Origin of the sequence: Paenibacillus sp. FSL R5-0623 (assembly GCF_037974265.1) — a bacterium.
Classification (GTDB): Bacteria; Bacillota; Bacilli; order Paenibacillales; family Paenibacillaceae; genus Paenibacillus.
Map to the genome: position 1 here is coordinate 4,648,358 of NZ_CP150233.1, position 18,830 is coordinate 4,667,187.

Annotated in this window: 19 protein-coding genes and 1 tRNA gene; 3 read left to right on the plus strand and 17 right to left on the minus strand. The window is 45.4% G+C overall.

The genetic code is table 11. From position 1 onward, the window contains the following. Positions 1–129: 129 nt before the first annotated feature. From MKY92_RS20415 to MKY92_RS20450, 8 genes are all read right to left on the minus strand, one after another. A complete protein-coding gene (locus MKY92_RS20415) occupies positions 130–423 on the minus strand; it encodes a DUF6809 family protein (protein WP_339297440.1) in 294 nt (97 codons plus the stop codon). A gap of 140 nt (positions 424–563) precedes the next feature. After that, positions 564–743: a ribbon-helix-helix domain-containing protein gene (locus MKY92_RS20420; protein WP_017687382.1), complete on the minus strand. Its 180-nt coding sequence runs from the start codon at positions 741–743 to the stop codon at positions 564–566. A gap of 297 nt (positions 744–1,040) precedes the next feature. After that, on the minus strand, positions 1,041–2,126 hold the full coding sequence (locus MKY92_RS20425) for a DUF3626 domain-containing protein (RefSeq protein WP_339297441.1): 1,086 nt from the start codon (positions 2,124–2,126) through the stop codon (positions 1,041–1,043). A 463-nt stretch (positions 2,127–2,589) separates the two neighbouring features. Beyond that, the gene (locus MKY92_RS20430; protein WP_339297442.1) at positions 2,590–2,919 is read right to left on the minus strand and encodes a hypothetical protein; all 330 of its coding nucleotides are present in this window, start codon (positions 2,917–2,919) and stop codon (positions 2,590–2,592) included. 236 nt (positions 2,920–3,155) lie between these two features. After that, on the minus strand, positions 3,156–4,871 hold the full coding sequence (locus MKY92_RS20435) for an ABC transporter ATP-binding protein (protein WP_076328068.1): 1,716 nt from the start codon (positions 4,869–4,871) through the stop codon (positions 3,156–3,158). Positions 4,872–4,915: 44 nt separating this feature from the next. Next, the gene (locus MKY92_RS20440) at positions 4,916–5,947 is read right to left on the minus strand and encodes an iron ABC transporter permease (RefSeq protein WP_074095819.1); all 1,032 of its coding nucleotides are present in this window, start codon (positions 5,945–5,947) and stop codon (positions 4,916–4,918) included. Between the two features lie 2 nt (positions 5,948–5,949). Next, a complete protein-coding gene (locus MKY92_RS20445; protein WP_036614761.1) occupies positions 5,950–7,005 on the minus strand; it encodes an iron ABC transporter permease in 1,056 nt (351 codons plus the stop codon). Between the two features lie 278 nt (positions 7,006–7,283). Further along, positions 7,284–8,021, minus strand: a complete 738-nt coding sequence (locus MKY92_RS20450; protein WP_339297443.1) for a glycerophosphodiester phosphodiesterase — start codon at positions 8,019–8,021, stop codon at positions 7,284–7,286. Between the two features lie 231 nt (positions 8,022–8,252). Between MKY92_RS20450 and MKY92_RS20455 the strand changes: the two genes are divergently transcribed. Beyond that, entirely contained in the window at positions 8,253–8,519 is a 267-nt protein-coding gene (locus MKY92_RS20455) for a hypothetical protein (RefSeq protein WP_339297444.1), read from the plus strand. A gap of 218 nt (positions 8,520–8,737) precedes the next feature. Here MKY92_RS20455 and MKY92_RS20460 read toward each other — a convergent pair whose 3' ends face one another. From MKY92_RS20460 to MKY92_RS20480, 5 genes are all read right to left on the minus strand, one after another. Continuing rightward, entirely contained in the window at positions 8,738–8,866 is a 129-nt protein-coding gene (locus MKY92_RS20460; protein WP_017687371.1) for a hypothetical protein, read from the minus strand. 120 nt (positions 8,867–8,986) lie between these two features. Next, positions 8,987–9,571, minus strand: coding sequence for a TIGR00730 family Rossman fold protein (locus MKY92_RS20465; protein ID WP_339297445.1), 585 nt, complete (start codon positions 9,569–9,571; stop codon positions 8,987–8,989). Positions 9,572–9,803: 232 nt separating this feature from the next. Beyond that, complete coding sequence (locus MKY92_RS20470) at positions 9,804–10,223, minus strand: hypothetical protein (RefSeq protein ID WP_017687369.1); 420 nt, start codon at positions 10,221–10,223, stop codon at positions 9,804–9,806. 19 nt (positions 10,224–10,242) lie between these two features. Next, entirely contained in the window at positions 10,243–10,911 is a 669-nt protein-coding gene (gene ung, locus MKY92_RS20475; protein ID WP_339297446.1) for a uracil-DNA glycosylase, read from the minus strand. Between the two features lie 242 nt (positions 10,912–11,153). Continuing rightward, the gene (locus MKY92_RS20480; RefSeq protein ID WP_339297447.1) at positions 11,154–12,374 is read right to left on the minus strand and encodes a MalY/PatB family protein; all 1,221 of its coding nucleotides are present in this window, start codon (positions 12,372–12,374) and stop codon (positions 11,154–11,156) included. Between the two features lie 249 nt (positions 12,375–12,623). On the opposite strand from MKY92_RS20480, the gene MKY92_RS20485 reads away from it, so the two are divergent. Next, positions 12,624–13,331 (plus strand): helix-turn-helix transcriptional regulator, encoded by a 708-nt coding sequence (locus MKY92_RS20485; RefSeq protein WP_017687366.1) that lies wholly within the window; start codon positions 12,624–12,626, stop codon positions 13,329–13,331. Positions 13,332–13,480: 149 nt separating this feature from the next. Here MKY92_RS20485 and MKY92_RS20490 read toward each other — a convergent pair whose 3' ends face one another. From MKY92_RS20490 to MKY92_RS20500, 3 genes are all read right to left on the minus strand, one after another. Continuing rightward, positions 13,481–16,402 (minus strand): insulinase family protein, encoded by a 2,922-nt coding sequence (locus MKY92_RS20490; RefSeq protein ID WP_339297448.1) that lies wholly within the window; start codon positions 16,400–16,402, stop codon positions 13,481–13,483. A gap of 281 nt (positions 16,403–16,683) precedes the next feature. Next, positions 16,684–16,769: transfer RNA gene (locus MKY92_RS20495), tRNA-Leu, on the minus strand. Positions 16,770–17,194: 425 nt separating this feature from the next. Then, the gene (locus tag MKY92_RS20500) at positions 17,195–17,644 is read right to left on the minus strand and encodes a hypothetical protein (protein WP_339297449.1); all 450 of its coding nucleotides are present in this window, start codon (positions 17,642–17,644) and stop codon (positions 17,195–17,197) included. 207 nt (positions 17,645–17,851) lie between these two features. On the opposite strand from MKY92_RS20500, the gene MKY92_RS20505 reads away from it, so the two are divergent. Then, on the plus strand, positions 17,852–18,076 hold the full coding sequence (locus MKY92_RS20505; protein WP_017687353.1) for a hypothetical protein: 225 nt from the start codon (positions 17,852–17,854) through the stop codon (positions 18,074–18,076). A gap of 193 nt (positions 18,077–18,269) precedes the next feature. Here the strand turns inward: MKY92_RS20505 and MKY92_RS20510 are convergent, their stop codons facing one another. Continuing rightward, positions 18,270–18,752, minus strand: coding sequence for a NucA/NucB deoxyribonuclease domain-containing protein (locus MKY92_RS20510; RefSeq protein ID WP_339297450.1), 483 nt, complete (start codon positions 18,750–18,752; stop codon positions 18,270–18,272). Positions 18,753–18,830 lie beyond the last annotated feature (78 nt).

Here is an 18,830-nt window from a genome sequence, read left to right on the forward strand (position 1 = left end):
GATTGGAGGGCTTTATTATAATAAATTTATGATACAATTTTATGTTGCAAAATGAGTATGTTGTATGAACTTCATTTCCTGAAAATTTAGCTGTAAAAGTAAACCGGATCTCTGCTCACATCGTTAAACTTAGCTATACTCCAACACCGATTCCTCACGCTGACTCATGACTTCAATTAACATGTTGGCCCCCAGACGAAAACCTTGTGCAAACGCTGCTTCCGCATGCATACCCTCACATCTGCCACACAAGTCAAATAACTGTTCAAGCTCAAGAAATTCATTCTCGCTCAAACGATTCTTCCATTGCTCTGTCAAAGCTGCAATCTGCCTCCCTAACGCTTGGTATTCAGGATGTGTCGGCATCATCATCTCATCCGGTCGAAGTCGTCCATTATATAATGCTTCTAATATCGAATTCATGTGCATCCTCCTGTATATCAATTCGCACCTCACTTGAATGAACGTTCTACACATGGTAGGATATTTATGCAGTCGCTCATTCAAGTGATTGCGTGATAGGAAGCAGCGTGTTCTTCGCGGGACTAGCGCTGCTTCCTTTTTTACTTTTGGAGTTCGTCGTAAATCTTCTCAATCCCTTTGCGAACGATGTCTGATCGATTCGTATTCAGCTTCTCAGCCGAAATATCGAGCTTGTTCATAATTTCCTCGTCAACACGTATCTCAATCGTTCTGCTTTTGGGTTTGTCAGATTTAGGCCGCCCCATCTTTTTGGCGGACATTGCTTCACCTCTTTTTTTGTCCTGACATTAATATATTATCGTCCGGACAAAAAGTCAATTCAATTGTAAAACATACGTTCGTTTTTATGACAGTAGATTCATAGATAAGTTTATAGTCTGTAATCCTTTTGAATGATAAAAAGACAACCTTGAACGGCTCGGCGCTCAAGGTTGTTAGAGTACTATTATTGAGTAACAATTTAAACTTCAGGAGATACGCAGACAGGTAGGGAAAAGAAGTTGGTATTTTAGCTTTGTTATCACTACATATTCAATATTTTTATCTCGAAAACCGTTTTACTTGTTCATTGGTTTTCCATATCTCACTAAGACATGCCAAAGTAATTTTAATTCTTGTAGAACTTCTTTGTAGGTTCCTCTATCACTCCAATGACTTGGATTTCGTTTCAGGTCCATAGCTGCAGAACCAATCATATTTGCATCAATAAAATCACTTTTTGCAATTCTTTTGGCTAGTGAAGGCATCGAAGGACCACGAAAATCCATAGGAACGTCATCAACTAATAGTGTAAAGCCCATGTGCCAGTGGAGATCAACGGAATACTTTAAACATATCTGCTCTAAGATTCTTCCTGTATGTGTGCCTTTAAATGATGGGTCGGCAACAAGCATCTTGACATCTTTTTCAAGGGAAATATCACCATGAACCTGAGCTTCGATATAATGGTCCAGATTTCGGTTTGGCTCTTGGCTGGATGGATTTTGGAAGGGTTTCTCAAGATTGACAAGCATATGGCCGATTAACTTTTGGACCGTTAGATATCTTTCACCTATTGCAAAACCACTATAGAATACATCCCTCATGAGAGCAGCCAAAACGAGGTCAAATTCCTCATACGTTCCCTTTTCCTCGGGGTCTTGGTGAGAATCCAAATATGTATACGTGCAACGTTGAGAGACCTCAGTGGATAAAAGGAAGTAACATGATCCAAAACGCGGAGCAGGTCCATCGGGATGTAACATGACATTGAGTGCCCCATACTTGGGCCGTTCACTATTGGTTGAGCCATTTATTTGGTACGCTCCGCCAAACATTTTATTCTCCCAAACGTCACGTTCACCGCCTGAAAATGCGGATACACTTCCATTCGATAAGAAAGTCTCAAACTGACTTTTATAAACTCCCTGCTCAAGTAGTGCTTCAGCCACGCTTTTCATATTCGGATCTAATCGATCTGGGTGAAAGTGTAACGCGATACTTGCATGAGATTTTAGTTTAGTGATAGCATCTTCAAATGTCTTCAGCTCGTTGTTGGACATACGAAGGATTTCCCTAATGGTTTGCTCCGCTTCATTTTTGCGGTTTCTTGCATAATGGGTTACATGCTCTTGAGCTAATTGCTGAGACCTTGATAGTTCCATGGGCAGAGGAGTCCTTTCCTTTTTTATAGAATCCTAATGGCGTTTTCCTTGTTTATCATATAGATTGTAGCCTAATACCTCCACCTATCTCTCGTTGGTCTCCCTTCATCTTTTCCAAAAGCTCCACGATAACCTCATCCAACTCCTCGAGCACCTCACTTGGTGTAGGAGATTCCAGTATCCTTACCAAATCCGTCTGTAGCATACTTAGGTGAGATATAGGTAGTCGATCAATTAATCCAACCAAAATGAAGTACTCCCACTGTTGATCTTGGGTATGCAATACAGCATACGATCAGGATTGAGAGCAATATGAGGACTCGACGAAGGCTGGACATATGTAAATCCCCCTTTAATAACACCTCTTTCTAAATTTAACGTTCCATATCAGTTTATTGTTACAAATACAGCTGTCAGCTCACCCTTAACTTCCTGACGGGCTCAGCACGATCAACCCAAATATTCACTTCTTCCTATCCCTTTTGTACACGGACCTTCCCCAGATCACCAACCCCGCACACAACAAGATCACACAATAAGCCCAAACAAACATCATGGCTAGACCTAACCCAATGTTGGCATCCAGGCGCTCATCAAAGATCTCTGTGTATAGCGAAAAACCGAGTGGCACAGCGCCAATAATGAAAAGTCCAATGGACCATCCACCCCAGCGTTGGAAACCGGACCCCGCACGAGTACTGGAAATTTTGCGAATCCCTTGAGTCAGTAGCCACCAAATCAGAATAAATAATAGACAAGTTATAAGAATTTTCAGCATATCGTTCAACTGCATATCGTGTACCTCCTACATCTTCAAGATGATGAACATATCTTACACGTTAAGTGTTCTATTTACTATATTACCCGTTTCCACATCCATGATCACAAATAGACAAAAACACAGCACCCCTGACCCACACAATAATCATGAAATAGAAAAAAACGCCACCGTCCTGACTCCTTCCAAGTCAAGAACGATAGCGTTACTTCTCGTATTTACATTGTTACATCCACATAGGATAGGATAGGTTACGCGCCAAACTGCGCATAGTGAAGGCGGCTGTACACTCCACCTGCTGCGAGTAATTCTTCATGGCGCCCCTGCTCGGTAATCCCTTGTTCAGCAACGACAATAATGCGGTCTGCATTTTTGATCGTAGCCAATCGGTGAGCAATGACCAGTGTCGTCCGGCCCTCGGATAGCTCAGCAAGGGATTGCTGAATCGCTGCTTCCGTTTCTGTATCCAGAGCGGATGTGGCTTCATCCAGGATCAGAATTGGCGGATTTTTCAGGAACATACGGGCAATGGACAAACGCTGTTTCTGTCCACCGGACAGCTTCACACCGCGTTCACCAATTAACGTATCCAATCCTTCCGGCATCGATTGAATCAAAGGTTCCATCTGGGCACGTCTGGCGGCCATCCAGATTTCTTCTTCGGATGCATCCAGCTTGCCGTAGGCAATATTCTCGCGAATGGTTCCATCGAAAAGGAATACGTCCTGTTGTACAATACCAATCTGGCTGCGCAAGGAGTCCAGCGTCATATCCTGTATCTCCTGCCCATCAATCGTGATGCGACCTTCCAGCACATCATAGAATCGTGGCAGCAGACTGCACAACGTTGTTTTTCCTGCACCCGATGGACCAACGAGAGCCACGGTTTCCCCTGCATGTACATTAAGATCGATACCTTTGAGCACAGGCTCCTGATCCGAATAACCAAAGGTCACTTGCTCATAACGGATATCTCCACGCAAATGGGATACTGTAACGGCTCCTGGACGATCTTCCACATCCGGTTCCATATCGAGCAACTCCGTATAACGTTTGAAGCCTGCAATCCCTTTGGGATACGTCTCAATAACCGAGTTGATCTTCTGGATCGGTGTCAGGAACACATTGGACAACATAATAAATGCAATGAACTGACCGTAGGTCATACTGCCTTGAATGACAAACCATGTTCCGCATACCAAGACAAAGAGGGATACCAGCTTCATCAGCATATAACTGACAGAGGAGTTCCAGGCCATGATTTTGTATGCAATTAACTTGGTCTGACGGAAACGGCCGTTGTTCACAGCGAATTGTGCTTTTTCATGCTCTTCATTAGCAAAAGCCTGAACCACACGGATACCTGTGATATTGTTCTCAACACGAGCGTTGAAGTCCGCAATATCACCGAACATTCGACTGAATGCCTTGGACATTTTGCTACCAAAGTAGAGTGACAGATAAATAATCAACGGTACAATGATAAAGGTTAACACCGCCAGATTTCCGTTAATGCTCATCATGATGCTGAATGCCCCAATTAGGGTCATGACCGCGATAAATACATCCTCTGGACCATGATGGGCAATCTCACCAATATCCATCAGATCGTTAGTCATACGGGAGACGAGGTGTCCTGTTTTGGTATTATCGAAGAAACGGAACGATAACTTCTGCACATGATTGAACAGACTTTTACGCATATCCGTCTCAATGTTAATACCCAGCTTGTGTCCCCAATAGGTAACCACGAAGTTCAAAAATGAATTCAATAAGTAGATGCCGAGCAATGCCAGACATGCCCATAGAATCCAGTCCCAGCGACCTCCTGGCAGCAGATCATCGACTACCCGGTTGACCGCCAGTGGAAAAGCCAGCTCGAGCAAGGCGACCAGAATCGCACAGCTAAAGTCAAGAATAAAGAGCTTTTTGTAAGGCCTATAATAGGCAAAGAAACGGCGGAGCATGGACTGAAGTCCTCCTTATGCAATCACACAACGATGATTACGTTCTATTTCGTCTTGCTTAAGAGGTACAGGAAGTATGGCGCACCAATAATGGCAACCAGGATCCCCGCAGGAATCTCCGAAGGCTGTAGGATGACACGACCGAGCGTATCTGCAACCAGTACGAGCAATGAACCGATCAGTGCAGATGCGGGTAACAGGAATTGATGTTTTGGACCCACCAGACGACGCGCCAAATGCGGTCCGATCAGACCAACAAAACCGATCCCCCCACTCACAGATACACATGAGCCGGCAAGTCCTACCGCAGCCGCAAGCAAAATCAGTCGCTCACGCTCAACCGGAGTCCCGAGTCCACTTGCAGTCTGGTCCCCCAGATTCAGTACGTTCAATACACGTGCCTTATACAGAACAAGCGGGACAAGAATAATAAGAAACGGTAACAATGCCGTTACAAATTTCCAGTTCGAACCCCAGATGCTGCCTGCCATCCAGGTAGCTACAAATTGATACTTTTCCGGACTAAGCCGTAATGTAAGCACGATCATGGCAGAACTGATTCCCGCCGCTACCCCGATCCCCGTAAGCAACATACGCGTAGGCAGGATACCCTCTCCTTTTTTGTAAGAGAGAATGTAGATCAGAAATGCAGCAAAACCAGAACCGATCAGGGCCAGAATTGGCAAAAGAAATACCGGCGCTGCTGTCGTTGTCGGGAAAAAGGAAACAAATAACATGACGACCAGACCAGCACCTGCATTAATTCCGAGGATCCCCGGATCTGCCAGCGCATTCCGAGATACTCCCTGCAAAATACAACCAGATAATGCAAGTCCGGCCCCGACCAGCACCGAAATCACAATACGTGGCAGACGGAATTCAAACAGGATCAATTCCTGTTTCGCCGTGCCTCCACCAAACAGGGTTCGCATCACCTCAAGCGGCGAAAGCTTGGTAAAACCTGTGTTCATGCTCACCACAAAAGCCGTAATAATTAATAGGGCAAGCACAATGAGGACAATCGTACTCTTGGTTCTCTTCTTGCGCTCTGCTCCAACTATTGTTGAGGATTCCATCGTTACAGAGTCCTCCTTTCTTTACGCGCCAGATACAGGAAGAATGGTACCCCGATGAGGGCAACCAATGCGCCAATTGGCGTCTCGTACGGCGGGTTAATCATACGTGCAGCCAGATCCGCAAATACAAGCAACAGACTGCCCATCACAGCGGAACATGGAATAATCCAACGATAATCGACCCCAACCAGCTTCCGCGTGAGATGGGGAATAATAAGTCCAACAAAACCGACTGCACCCACCACGGACACAGCCGTACCCGCGAGAATCAGTACAACAATCAGGCCTATGAGCTTGATCAACCCAGTACGTTGCCCCAAGCCCACCGCAATATCTTCTCCGAGACTAAGCAGAGTAATGGAACGGGAGATGAGAAGACCTGCGATCAGTGCCGCGAGTACCCATGGGAACATGACCTCAAGTTGAGACCACTTCGTTCCAGCTACACCTCCGGCTGTCCAAAAAGCCAGATCTTGTCCAATTCTGAAATACAATGCAATCCCTTCACTAAGTGCCGACAACATCGCTGATACAGCCGCACCTGCAAGTACAAGGCGTAGTGGTGTAAGGCCTGATTTGGAAGCTGCACCAAAACCATATACCAACAGGACACCAAGCCCTGCTCCAAGGAAGGAATACATGATGATATACATAAATGGCAAGCCAGGGAAGAAGGCAAAACACACTGCAAGTGCAAATCCAGCTCCCGCATTCAACCCAAGCAGACCTGAATCGGCCAGCGGGTTACGAGTCATGCCCTGCATGATCGCACCAGCTACAGCGAAACATGCACCAACCATTGCTCCTCCAAGGATACGTGGTAACCGAATCTCCCATATGATCTGATGTGGTGTCAGCTCAGGATTGAAATCAAAGATAGCCTTCCAGACTACACTAAGCTTGATATCAGCAGCGCCAAAAGAAATGGACAACGCCATACCCAGAGCGAGTAGCAAAACTCCCCCTGTAAGAATAAGTGTGGCTGCCCACGGACGAGTGTGTATCTTAGCTGTGGGTGAATCCGGATTATGTTTTTCTGGTGAAGCTTGTGAACTCATACGCGCCCACCCTCGTTATGAGTGGAACTGCTCAAACCTATGTACATAACAATCACCTCTCTATAAATACCGAACTTTAATGATAATGATATTGATTCTCATTCCCATAGACCATTGTAAGTGAATCCACGGGCGCTGGCAATGGACAAATAGGACATGTTTATTGCATATATGAAGATTTGCACACAATTTTACACGTAAAAAGGCTGCGCAAGAGCCAAAAAGCTCGAACACAGCCTTATCATTGCATATGTAGAACATGTAAAATACAGACTCGTTTAACGGGCATGTACCGTAAGTAAGGATGCCAGGACATCAGGAACATCAGTAATGATCCCTTGCACACCCATGTCAATCATGACCTGCATCTCGGCAGGATCATTCACCGTAAATGGATAGGTAACAACGCCAATTGCCAGTGCAGCAGCAACATCTTCTTGTGTGACCGCCAGCTTGTAGGGATGAAGGCCTGAAGCTTCGAGTTTGGCTGCATAATCATAGGGGCGGTACAACTTTTCCATATATAGAAGTGCTGTACGAATCTCCGGGGCAAGACGTTTACATTTCACGAGCGAACTATGATTGAAGCTGGACAGCACGACCTGTTGCTCCAGATTCCAGTCCCGGATCGCCTGTATAACCTTCTCTTCCATCCCCTTATAACTCACAATACCATTTTTCAATTCCAGATTAAGCAGGGTTCCTTTCCCCTGTACCAGCTTAAATAACTCCTCCAGAGAAGGAATACGTTCGCCGGCAAAATCAGCATGGAACCAGGACCCGGCATCCCGTGTGCGCAATTCATCGTAAGTCGTATCCTTAACCCAACCTTCTGCGCCGCCAGTTCGACTTAACGTCTCATCATGAATCAGTACCAGTCTGCCATCACTCGTCATCTGCACATCGGTCTCGATCCCTGTCGCTCCAAGCTCCAGACTCCGTTCAAATGCGCTCATCGTATTCTCCGGGCATACGGCAGATGCACCACGATGGGCAATAATCTCCATGTTCCTCATTCCAGCGCCTCCTGTGTTCAAGCTTCACTCTATGACCCTTACTATAAACACGGTTTGTTAGACCTGTATTAACAGAGCGTATAATGGGTTACCTACTTCGCTAATACTAGCGACCGGGCCCAACATCTAACGGGCTGGGGATTCACTCATTTTTGCGAACTCAATCTGAAAATCGACATAACATAGTATGAACGATGGAAGCACTGAACTCCGTTATAAGGAGGTTGACTATTGAATCCCTCAAAGAAAAAATCGATACCTACGCGTCCTCACACATCCCAGTTACAGTCGGCTTCCAGGCTTTCCAGAACATCTGTCCATATCAAAAACAAATCCGGCAAGACGGCTAATCAGCGTTCTCTTAACTCCACTTCATCCAGTACACTGGATCAGCTGGCTATTGTTGCAGCAATACTCTCCTTAATTGCAGCCGCCATCGGGCTATATATCGCCTGGAAATCGTTAAGTGTTCCGGATCAAACTGCTGTTGTGGTGTAAACCGCTTGTTGCGCAGCTACTGGCTCAGGAGGCTCTCTCCTGCTTCTGACCTTATTCAGGGGCAGGTTTTTGCTTTTTCAATCAGTTAACGTATGATGGAAACGTCAAAAAACCGTTCCCCTGAAACGCCGGGATATACCGACGTCTCTTTGGAAAGGTCATTTTTTATTCGGGCGCTGCCTCTGCATCATGATCCTCGGCCCGGGATACTGACCGAATTACAGAATGAATGTGCGAGAGATAATAACCAACAGAATGAACAATACCAGAATTGCACCTGTCGATGTCCATGCTCCACCACTGAAGCCTCCGCCGTATCCGTAACCTGTGCCTTTGAGTTCGCTCATGAGTGACACTCCCCTCTTCACTAAAGTACACTATAGACTATGTCCGATAGCGCAACTTGCTTGGGCAGATCGAAAATTCTCCCGAGGAACGATTGGGTACAGGCCCGTCATCTTATGCACTCATTTCCCGTTGAGTTGTGACCACTTCTGAGTCAGCTCTGCTGGAATATAGGATGACATTTGTTTGATCAGTTCAGCCGGATCAGATTCCAGACTCCACAGACTGAGATGTGAAGTGTTGGAGAATCCTTCCTGTACGCTATGTTCTACCATCTTCATCAGCGGTCCATAATATCCGTTGACATTTAATAAGCCAACAGGCTTACGATGAATACCGATCTGTGCCCAGCACAGTACCTCGAATAGTTCTTCAAATGTACCCATACCTCCGGGAAGTGCAATGAATCCATCGGATAATTCGGCCATCGTAGCCTTCCGTTCATGCATGGTTCCCACTTCAATCAGTTGTGTGAGCCCTCCATGAACAACCTCGCCCCGGAACAATCCGGTAGGCATAACCCCGATAACCTCTCCCCCTCGCTCAAGAGCAGCATCGGCTACTGCACCCATCAGCCCCATGCAAGAACCACCATAAACCAGCGCATACCCACTATCGGCAATCTGTTTGCCAAGTTGAACAGCCTTCTCTGTATAATCGGGGTGATTTCCCGGATTGGAGCCTGCAAAAACAGCTATACGTTTCATTGGGTTTCACTCCTTCTCATGATCTATTTTAATAGTATACAACATGAATGTAATGGGTATGTACAACAGGTTAACAGAACCAATGGACAAAAAAAAACCCGACCGTTTGCAGCCGGCCGGGCTCCCATTTCAATACACATCAATTTAGAAGGGGTTGTTATTACCTAATATACAGACCAAACATTAAATCCATATGATCTTTGCATGAAATGAATATTAAATCTTCGTATAATTAACGTATCCCACGGCGTGAACGTACAACAAACATATGCTTGTCTTTACGAAGAACCCGACCATCTGCAAGTTCAACCTGATCCTCGTCATGACGCAGAATCGTCGTGGATAACGCTACAATTTTGGCCCGGCGCCAGATCATCACCTGTGACTTGAAATAGATCGCATTTTCGAACTGAATCGCCTTTTTCATCACATATCCAACCTTGTGCACTTCAGAACGTGCTTTCTTTAAGGGAAGACTCTCTTCGGGAAGAGGCCTGATCATTGCGATATTGTCAAACGATACCTTAATCCGTTTCGGTCCGATCCGTACACATTCCGCTTCTTCATCCCACTCGACCAGCGTTCCCTTCAATGGCTCCCGTATGCCTGTTGCACGATATACCGCTACTTTTCGTCCTATCCAATGTCGCAATGTTCTCACCTCCATCTGTCTAGTTTTCAGGTATCTTCCAGTCGATCGGTTCAATACCTTTGGAGGTCAAGAAGTCATTGGCTTTGGAAAAGGGACGACTGCCGAGGAATCCACGATGCGCAGCCAGCGGACTGGGATGTGTAGACTCCAGTACCAGGTGCTTGTCCCTGTTAATAAAAGCACCTTTCTTCTGGGCATGACTGCCCCATAACATATATACCATTGGCTCTGAACGCTCATTCAACGCGCGAATGACAGCATCCGTAAACGTCTGCCATCCCAGTGCCTGATGGGAGTTCGGCTGACCTTCACGAACCGTCAGAACGGCATTTAATAACAGGACTCCCTGTTGTGCCCAATGAACCAGAGATCCATGATTCGGAATTGGCAGGTCCAGATCGGCATGAAGTTCCTTATATATATTTTTCAGAGAAGGCGGTACACGCACTCCCGGTCTAACCGAAAAGCTTAATCCATGAGCCTGTCCCGCTCCGTGATAAGGGTCCTGACCAATAATAACGGCCTTAACCTGATGATACGGCGTCAGCTTCAGTGCCGAGAACAGGTCTTCTTTGGGCGGAAAGACCGTCTGCGTTTTGTACTCGGCGGCGAGAGTGTAACGAATCTTGTTAAAATATTCGGCTTCCGTCTCTTCCTGAAGCACCTTGTCCCAATCGTTTTCAAACATATGTATAGGCTCCTTTCCCCTGATGAATGCAGTTTCGTTCAGCCCAACTACTGGGCTCTTCCTTCTGAGAGCCGCATGTCATGCAACTCATAGACTATCCACCATTTTAACATAACCGGGGACAGCAGACCAGAATTGCGCATCAGGGTATACGTTCACCTCGAAAGAAATCGTATTTTTGCTACATGTCAGTATACTCATCAAAAAAAGTCATCTCGCTGTTGCGTGATGACTTGATGACTTTATACTTGAACGGGCACCTCTTCGACTTCTTTCACAAGCACACTGCTGATTCTCCGTAACCCTTCCTGAAGGACAGAACGGGGACAAGCCAGATTCAACCGAATACAACCCTCACCATTGGCTACAAACATATGACCATCTTCGAGCAATACACCCGCTTGCTCAGCGAAGAATAATGGTAAGCTTACATGCTCGGGAGCATATGCCGAGATATCAATCCAGGCCAGATACGTGGCTTCCGGGATATGAAAAACAGCCAGTGGCAGATGCTGCTTCACATACTGTTCTACGCAGGCGAAATTGGCATCTAGATACCCTTTTAATTGTTTCAGCCATTCATCACCCATTTCGTAAGCCGCTTGAGTGGCAGCAATGCTCAGTGGGTTTTTGAAACCATAATGGCGTGCCTGCCAGATGTCTCGAAGTGCTTTGTTCGGAATGATGACATTAGAGAACATCATACCAGCCATGTTGAATGTTTTGCTCGGGGACATACATGTAATGATTCGATCCGTATCCGGGAACAGCTTTGCGAGTGGCGTATGTCTCTTGCCCGTCCGCAGCAGATCACAGTGAATTTCATCTGAAATGACCCATACGTTGTTCCGCAGGCAGATCTCACCCACACGTTGTAACTCTTCGGTTGTCCAGACACGTCCAGATGGATTATGCGGGTTACAAAAAATACATACCCTTACCTTCTCATCCTTCGCCTTGGCTTCAAAATCCTCAAAATCAATCGAGTAATGTCCCTGCTCATTGATCATATCCGAACACACCAGTTCAAGATTGTTATGCTCCGCAGCTGACTTGAAGAAACCATAAGACGGGGTCACGATCAGTACTTTCTCATCCGATTGACAGAGATATTCCACCAATTCATATAAAGCGGGAATGATCCCGTTTGAGGTCTCCAAATGCTCCTTCGCGAAGGACCAGTCATAGTATCTTTTCATCCAATTGGAGACAGCTTCGTAGTATGCGGGATCGAACACCTGGGAGTAACCCATGATTCTACGGTCCAGACGCTCTTTAACTGCATCCAGAATCTCGGGAGGTGTGGCAAATTCCATATCTGCAATCCACATGCGAATAAATTCTTCATCTTTGAATGGAAAAGTCATGTCTTCAGTGGCGTTAAAAATATATTGACGGAAACCATCCGTATTCATCGCATTTGTACCTGTGCGGTCTATAATCTCATCAAAGTTATATTTCATAGCTTCTGCTCCTCTGTCTGCTCAACATTCCATTGTCGTTTCATGTCGTATTACATCCATTATTCCATGACGCAGGAATTGCATCAAATGTAATACAATCTATTCTGACGAAACAAATGAAGTTTATTGTTTCTCCATAATAGGTATTTCCGTGAAAAAGTGATATATTTCTCATATAACATCATTTTTATGAATGACTTTCATCATTTTCACGTACTCTCAAGAAACATTGCATAAGGAGAACCAAATATGAACAATATCAATCAGGAAGTTGGCAAGAAAATACGAAACTTTCGGAAGTGGCGGGGACTGACCATTCAACAGCTTGCGGATCAGATCTTCAAAAGCAAAGGCACCCTGTCCAAATATGAGAGCGGAGATATTACACTTGATCTGGTCACGTTACACCATATTGCGAACGCACTCAACATCCAGGTGGAGCAACTCTTGTACCAAGAGCCAAGACATGCTTCTCCCCTGATGAATGCGGTCCCGTCCAGCTTTTTCAAGAACTCCACCCGTTTCTATTCTTACTTCTATGATGGGCGGAACAACAGTCTCATTCGTTGTGTCATTGACATGATGGCTCAATCGGATGCCAACCGTTATCGCACCGTGATGTATATGAATGTGAAGGACTTTGAGAACTATCAGGAGTGCGAGAATATGTACTGGGGCCACACCGAGCATTATGATACACTTACCACGCTGATTTTGAAAAATCAGGCCACGCCGCTGGAGAACCTATATATTAATATTTTGGCGTCTTTTCAGGAATCGGAGAAAAAGTGGGGACTGATGGCTGGCGTCTCATTCAGACCTTTCATGCCGATCGCGCTCAAAATGTTATTCTCCAGAACCCCGCTGCCCGAGAATCAGGAGTTGTATAATGAATTAAAAATCTCAAAGGAAGATCTACGGACCTTGAAAATATACAACATGCTCGCTGTCACTTGAACAACGCAGCGCGTCACACATTCTCATATCATATGGGATGGAGACAGTTCCTCCCCATTAGAAAAGGCACTTCTATAAGCTGTTGAAACCAGCTCATAAAAGTGCCTTTTGCTTTGACGCCTATCCGTTCGGGGAAGCGAGACTATCGCTTAGTTTTTAATTAAATCCAGCGTCTCGTCAAACATTTGCTTCTGTTCCTCAATCTTGTTCTCATTACCGATCACGCAGCGCTGTTGTTGTTCAAGTATAGCCGATAAAAGCTCAGCAAAACCGATAATGTCGCTTTCTTTCGTGCTTAACACTTCGTCACGTTCCTGTTGCAGATCCGCTTCAGTCACATTCGACAGATAACACTCGAGCGAGAATGCCCCTTCGCCATAAGGCGTTCTCGGCGTATCGAGATCCTGAATCGCACCAATGATATAACGCGTCATCTCCCGCTCGTCTGCCCGGAAATCGGTCAAATATTGCGGTATTTCTTCATATACTTTGTACGTTTTATCGAGATTTGGATCACGATACGATGCAACGTAGCTGTCTCCGTTCCGTCTGAAGCCTGACATACAGCCATAAGCTCCGCCTTTGGCGCGGATATTGGTCCACAAGTAATCCAAGGACAGGATTCCCTGCAAGACCCGTAGTGAACCGGTGTATTGATATCCTTTGTTGATATAATTGCCCGTTTGCACCACGTACTGCACCTCTGAAGGGGAACGGAATCCTTCCTTATGCGTAGCCGGTGTGAACGTAAACTCTTCCTTGGCAACCTCATGTGTAAACAGCTTCGCTTTCAGATCAGATACCTGTTGCTCCAGTCCTTCATATCCCTGCTCATCGGCAGTGTAACTGACAAGCAAGTTCTCCGGTCTGAAAATATACCCCGTCAATTCTTGCAGATGGGAAGATAACTCTTCTTTTCTAGCCTCAAAGTTCGCCTGAAGATCCTCAAGCCACTGGTAAAAGGCAATGCCACTCACAGCTTCCCTGAAATCCGCAACTGCTGAATGTTTGGACGAAGACCGGCCAATTCCCGCAGAGTGTCCGCTATTGATCAGATTACGTTGCAGATTACCTTTCATCTGAGAGATGATCTCATATAACCGCTTCGAATTGTCGAATCGGGATGTGAACACAATTTCTTTGATCATATCAAAGGCAAATCCAAGCTTGTCATACAACACTTTTGCGTTGAACTCATAGGTCGCCTTGAATTCATTGTGCTTATGCGCATTAGCATAAGATCCAATCCCGCTATGAATACCGCCTGAATGGATATGGATTTCATTGGACAGTTCATTGAACGAGTAGTTTTGAGTGTCCACGTAACCCAATACATTCTTGAGCAATCCTGCATACGGCAGGAGATGACGTGGCACTTCTTTGATATCAAACAGCAGTCTCAGATAACCAATTCCGTTGGTGTAAAGGTTATGATGAAGGATGGTTGTGCCGTCGACCTGGTTCATCGTTTGATGCAACGTAGAGGCCTTCGGTTCAATATCTTCAATCGATAACGTCGGAATGACCTGCTGCTGCTCTTTGGTTGAAGGTGTATTCTGATACTCGGCGAGTGCTTCCGTTTTCTGAATCAACGTCTGGACTTCTTCCTCACTAAGACCGGCCTGAATGGTTTTCAGACGTTCTTTCAACGCTTCCTCCTTGCGTGAGTTCAGCCCCTTATCCGGGGTAAGCGCCACAAAAGAAGTATGTGTGTTTTGTAATATATACTTCTCAATGAGTTGCTCGAAGTAACCTTCGTTCATTTTTGTCCGCAGTTCAGCAAATACGTCATTGGCTTCCAAATGAGTAAAAGGTGCTTCTTCATCATACAACCAACTTTGCAGGGAGGAGAATCCGTAGATCAGCCCTTTCGGCATTCTGCCATAGTCCGCTTCTCTATGATTGAACTCATACGAATTAATTCCAGCAAGCAGCGCTTTAGGATCAAAGCCTTCTTTCACCACACGCTCAAGCACTTCTTTAACCGTTCCCAGGAAATCCTCTTTGCTCGCCAGATTGCTCTTCTTCAGCCCAACCGTGAACACAGGTTGATACAGGCTGTCATCATACGAACCGTAGACGTCCTTCGCGATTCCTTTATCCAGCAAAGCCTGTTTCAATACCGCTCCCGGAGCGTTCAGCAGTGCGTATAACAAAATTTGGAACGAAATGTTCAGTTCCTTGTCCAGACTTGTGCCGATTACCGCGTTATAGGTCAAGAAGCTGTTATCCACTTCCGATTCCGTACTTCCCGCAGAGTAAGTCTTAACTGTGTCTACCCGTTCTGCAAAAGCAGGTTGAAGTTGAATGGCCGAATCAATCTCGATGCGATCATATGCACTCAGATAGTTCTCATCCAGCCATTGCAGCTTCTCTTCCATATCCATATCCCCGTAGAGATAGATGTAACTGTTGGAAGGATGGTAGTATCTCGTGTGGAAATCCAGCAGCCCCTGATAAGTTAAATCCAGAATAGCTTCCGGGAATCCGCCAGACTCGGAGGAGTATGTGGTATCCGGGAAAAGGGAGTTCAGCACTTCTCTGCGCACCATTCGTTCCGGTGAAGAAAAGGCACCCTTCATCTCGTTATATACAACTCCGTTGTAGGTTAACTCATCGTCAGCAGAGGTCAGGTTGTAGTTCCAGCCCTCTTGTAGAAATATCTTTTCATTCTCATAAATATTTGTATTCAATACCGCATCCAGGTAAATATCCATCAGGTTATGGAAGTCATGATCATTACGGCTTGCGATCGGGTAGATCGTCTTATCCGGATACGTCATGGCGTTAAGGAATGTATTCAATGAACCTTTCAGCAACTCAACAAAAGAATCCTTGGCCGGAAATTTCTTGGACCCACAGAGCACGGAGTGTTCGAGAATATGGGCTACCCCTGTATTGTCTTCCGGAGGTGTGCGGAAACCGATACTGAATACTTTGTTATCATCCTGATTGGATAAAAGTACAATTTTGGCTCCGGATTTCTGATGTTCCAACAGATACGCATCCGATTTCAGTTCTTCGATTCTGCGGTCCAGTAACACCTTGTATGGCTTAAGCTGTTTCAACATATACTTGAGTCCTCCGTCCATAAGATTGTTTTATTGGTTTTGTGACTCTACATAAGTTCAGCAAGGTAAAGGTAATATATGCCTACGGATAGTATACACCATTGTTCCGTCTCTTCATAAAAGTCAGATGAATGTACCTTCTGATATGTATTATGCAGGGTTTATGTTTATGAGCTGCATGGTGATGTGGTCTGCAATGAAGTGACATTCATATTAAAGAACATCAAAAAAGATCGCATGCAGCTTGGTTAACAAGCGTCATACGATCTTTCTTTTTAAGATGCCGAGGACCGGGATCGAACCGGTACGGTAGTCACCTACCGCAGGATTTTAAGTCCTGTGCGTCTGCCAATTCCGCCACCCCGGCATGGATATTATTTCTTGGCGACAAGAAATATCTTACCATGAACTAATTAACTTTGCAACACTTTTATTAAAAATAATCCAACTATATAAGTTTAACTAATGATTTACATGATAACGGAGAGGACAGAAAAAACTGAAAAAGCGAAGCGTTCGCCTTTATCACCGGATTTTCCCTTGAGAAAAGGGAATCGAAAAAATCTGGGGATAACAGCGATTAGAAGGTTATTCTGTCATCGGAGTGTCAGTGTAAATAATCTTTAGTTCAACTTATATAAATGAAACAGGCACTGCAAGCGTCAGCTCACAGTGCCTAGAAAGTCCGAGTTGCGGTCCCGGACTTCCGGTAAACCAATCTATATTAAGGGAGGTGTGAGATAAGAATACCTCCCCAACATTAAAGAAACCTAAAATCAGCCTTAAATTAAACTAAAAAAGTAAAATGGGTCGAACACGAGCTGCTTCTTCCTCGCTGCACTCCACGATAACCAAGATATGGTCCTTTAACAGCCAATCTTCGTAATACCGCGCATCCTCCTCCGAGATTCCCGCTTCAGTCATTGTAAGTACCAAATCATCAGTCTCACTCCCAATCTCATTACCAGCGAGCCTGCGCACTGCATTTCCGATCGACATCGTCTGATCCATTCGCTTCCCCAGACCAGCCAATATGCCTTTCAGAGCGCCAAAGGCACCATCTGTTCCGGCACCCTTCAACGGTTTGGGCAAACCCGTCTTTTCGCTCACCAGCTCCAGATTAAGCTGCTCCTTCGCCACCGCTCCCAAATATTTTTCCTTGATGCCTTCCTCTTTCACCTTATTCAGCATAATTATAGCCTCGTTCTCGGTACGGGCCAGCCCAATAATCAATTGTGTCATTCCGTTCCCCTCCTTTTACCCTAATATAACCCCGTAATCCCCATTCAAAAACGGATCATCCACAGCTAAGACAAATCACCTAGAAGATTGTTGATTTCTCTTCTGGAAATCTATACCTAGTTCTGATAGACTAGATAAAGAAGACAAATTAACCATTGAAAACATTGACATATGGATTTGACATCTCATAATCAGGAGCAATGACTTATGAAAAAAGAGGTAGAAATTGCCATCCGGCGCAAGCAACAGATCATGGTTCGTAATACAAGCGGTCAGACGGTAACCGGTTTTCCCGAGCGTACCGCTGATACATCCATTCTCTCCTTACGAACCGTTCACGGCAGTCTGTGGATACCGTTTGATGAGGTTGAACATGTTACACGTCTGTTAAGCATCCGGTCTCATCATTTGAGCGGAATGCAACTCGTTTAGTCGGCTCTGTAATCCTAGAAACTCAGTTCCCGTATAGATACGTTAACTAGATCCATTGATGCCAGCACTTTATACCAAAAAACCAGACGCATACACGTCTGGTTTTTCTCTTCTACTAATCCTGTACCACGCTGCCACTGACCTCACAACAAAGGCCTGACTATCCTTGTTTCTGCCCGACCATAACCTGTTGTTACTTCACTACAAACTTCACTCGTGTTCCATCCGGATATGTACTTAACTGATTCCCTACCCATGAACCCGCACCACGATTATCTTTCGGGGTAATGTACTGGATATCTGCACCTGTTCCTCCCTCCGCGCACATCGCCATGGGCCACTCGTCACGATCCTTACCTTTTTTAACCGGAACACCCTTAAGTGATAAATCTCGATTGCCTTCCGCTCCATTACGATCAATGGTGCATACATCCGAATGCCCTGCCTTGATAGCAGCTTTAATATGTTTGGCTGTTTCGGGATAACGCTCTGAAGGGAACGTAATGGTATGGTCTACACTCTTGTTAGTCCCTACGAATGGATTAGGTATCTCCTCCGGCCATTCTCCCCCAGCCCAGGCATAGAGGGCTACCAGCAGCATCGCTACCAGCGTCAGAACCTGCTTTTTGAAACCTTGCTTGCCTTTACGTGTTCTTCTTGTGCGTCTCTTACTCATGCTGTGTCTCCCCCATTCAACACTTGCATTATAACAGAACGCCCGTTCGTAAAACAATCCAATAAAATAAAAAAACAG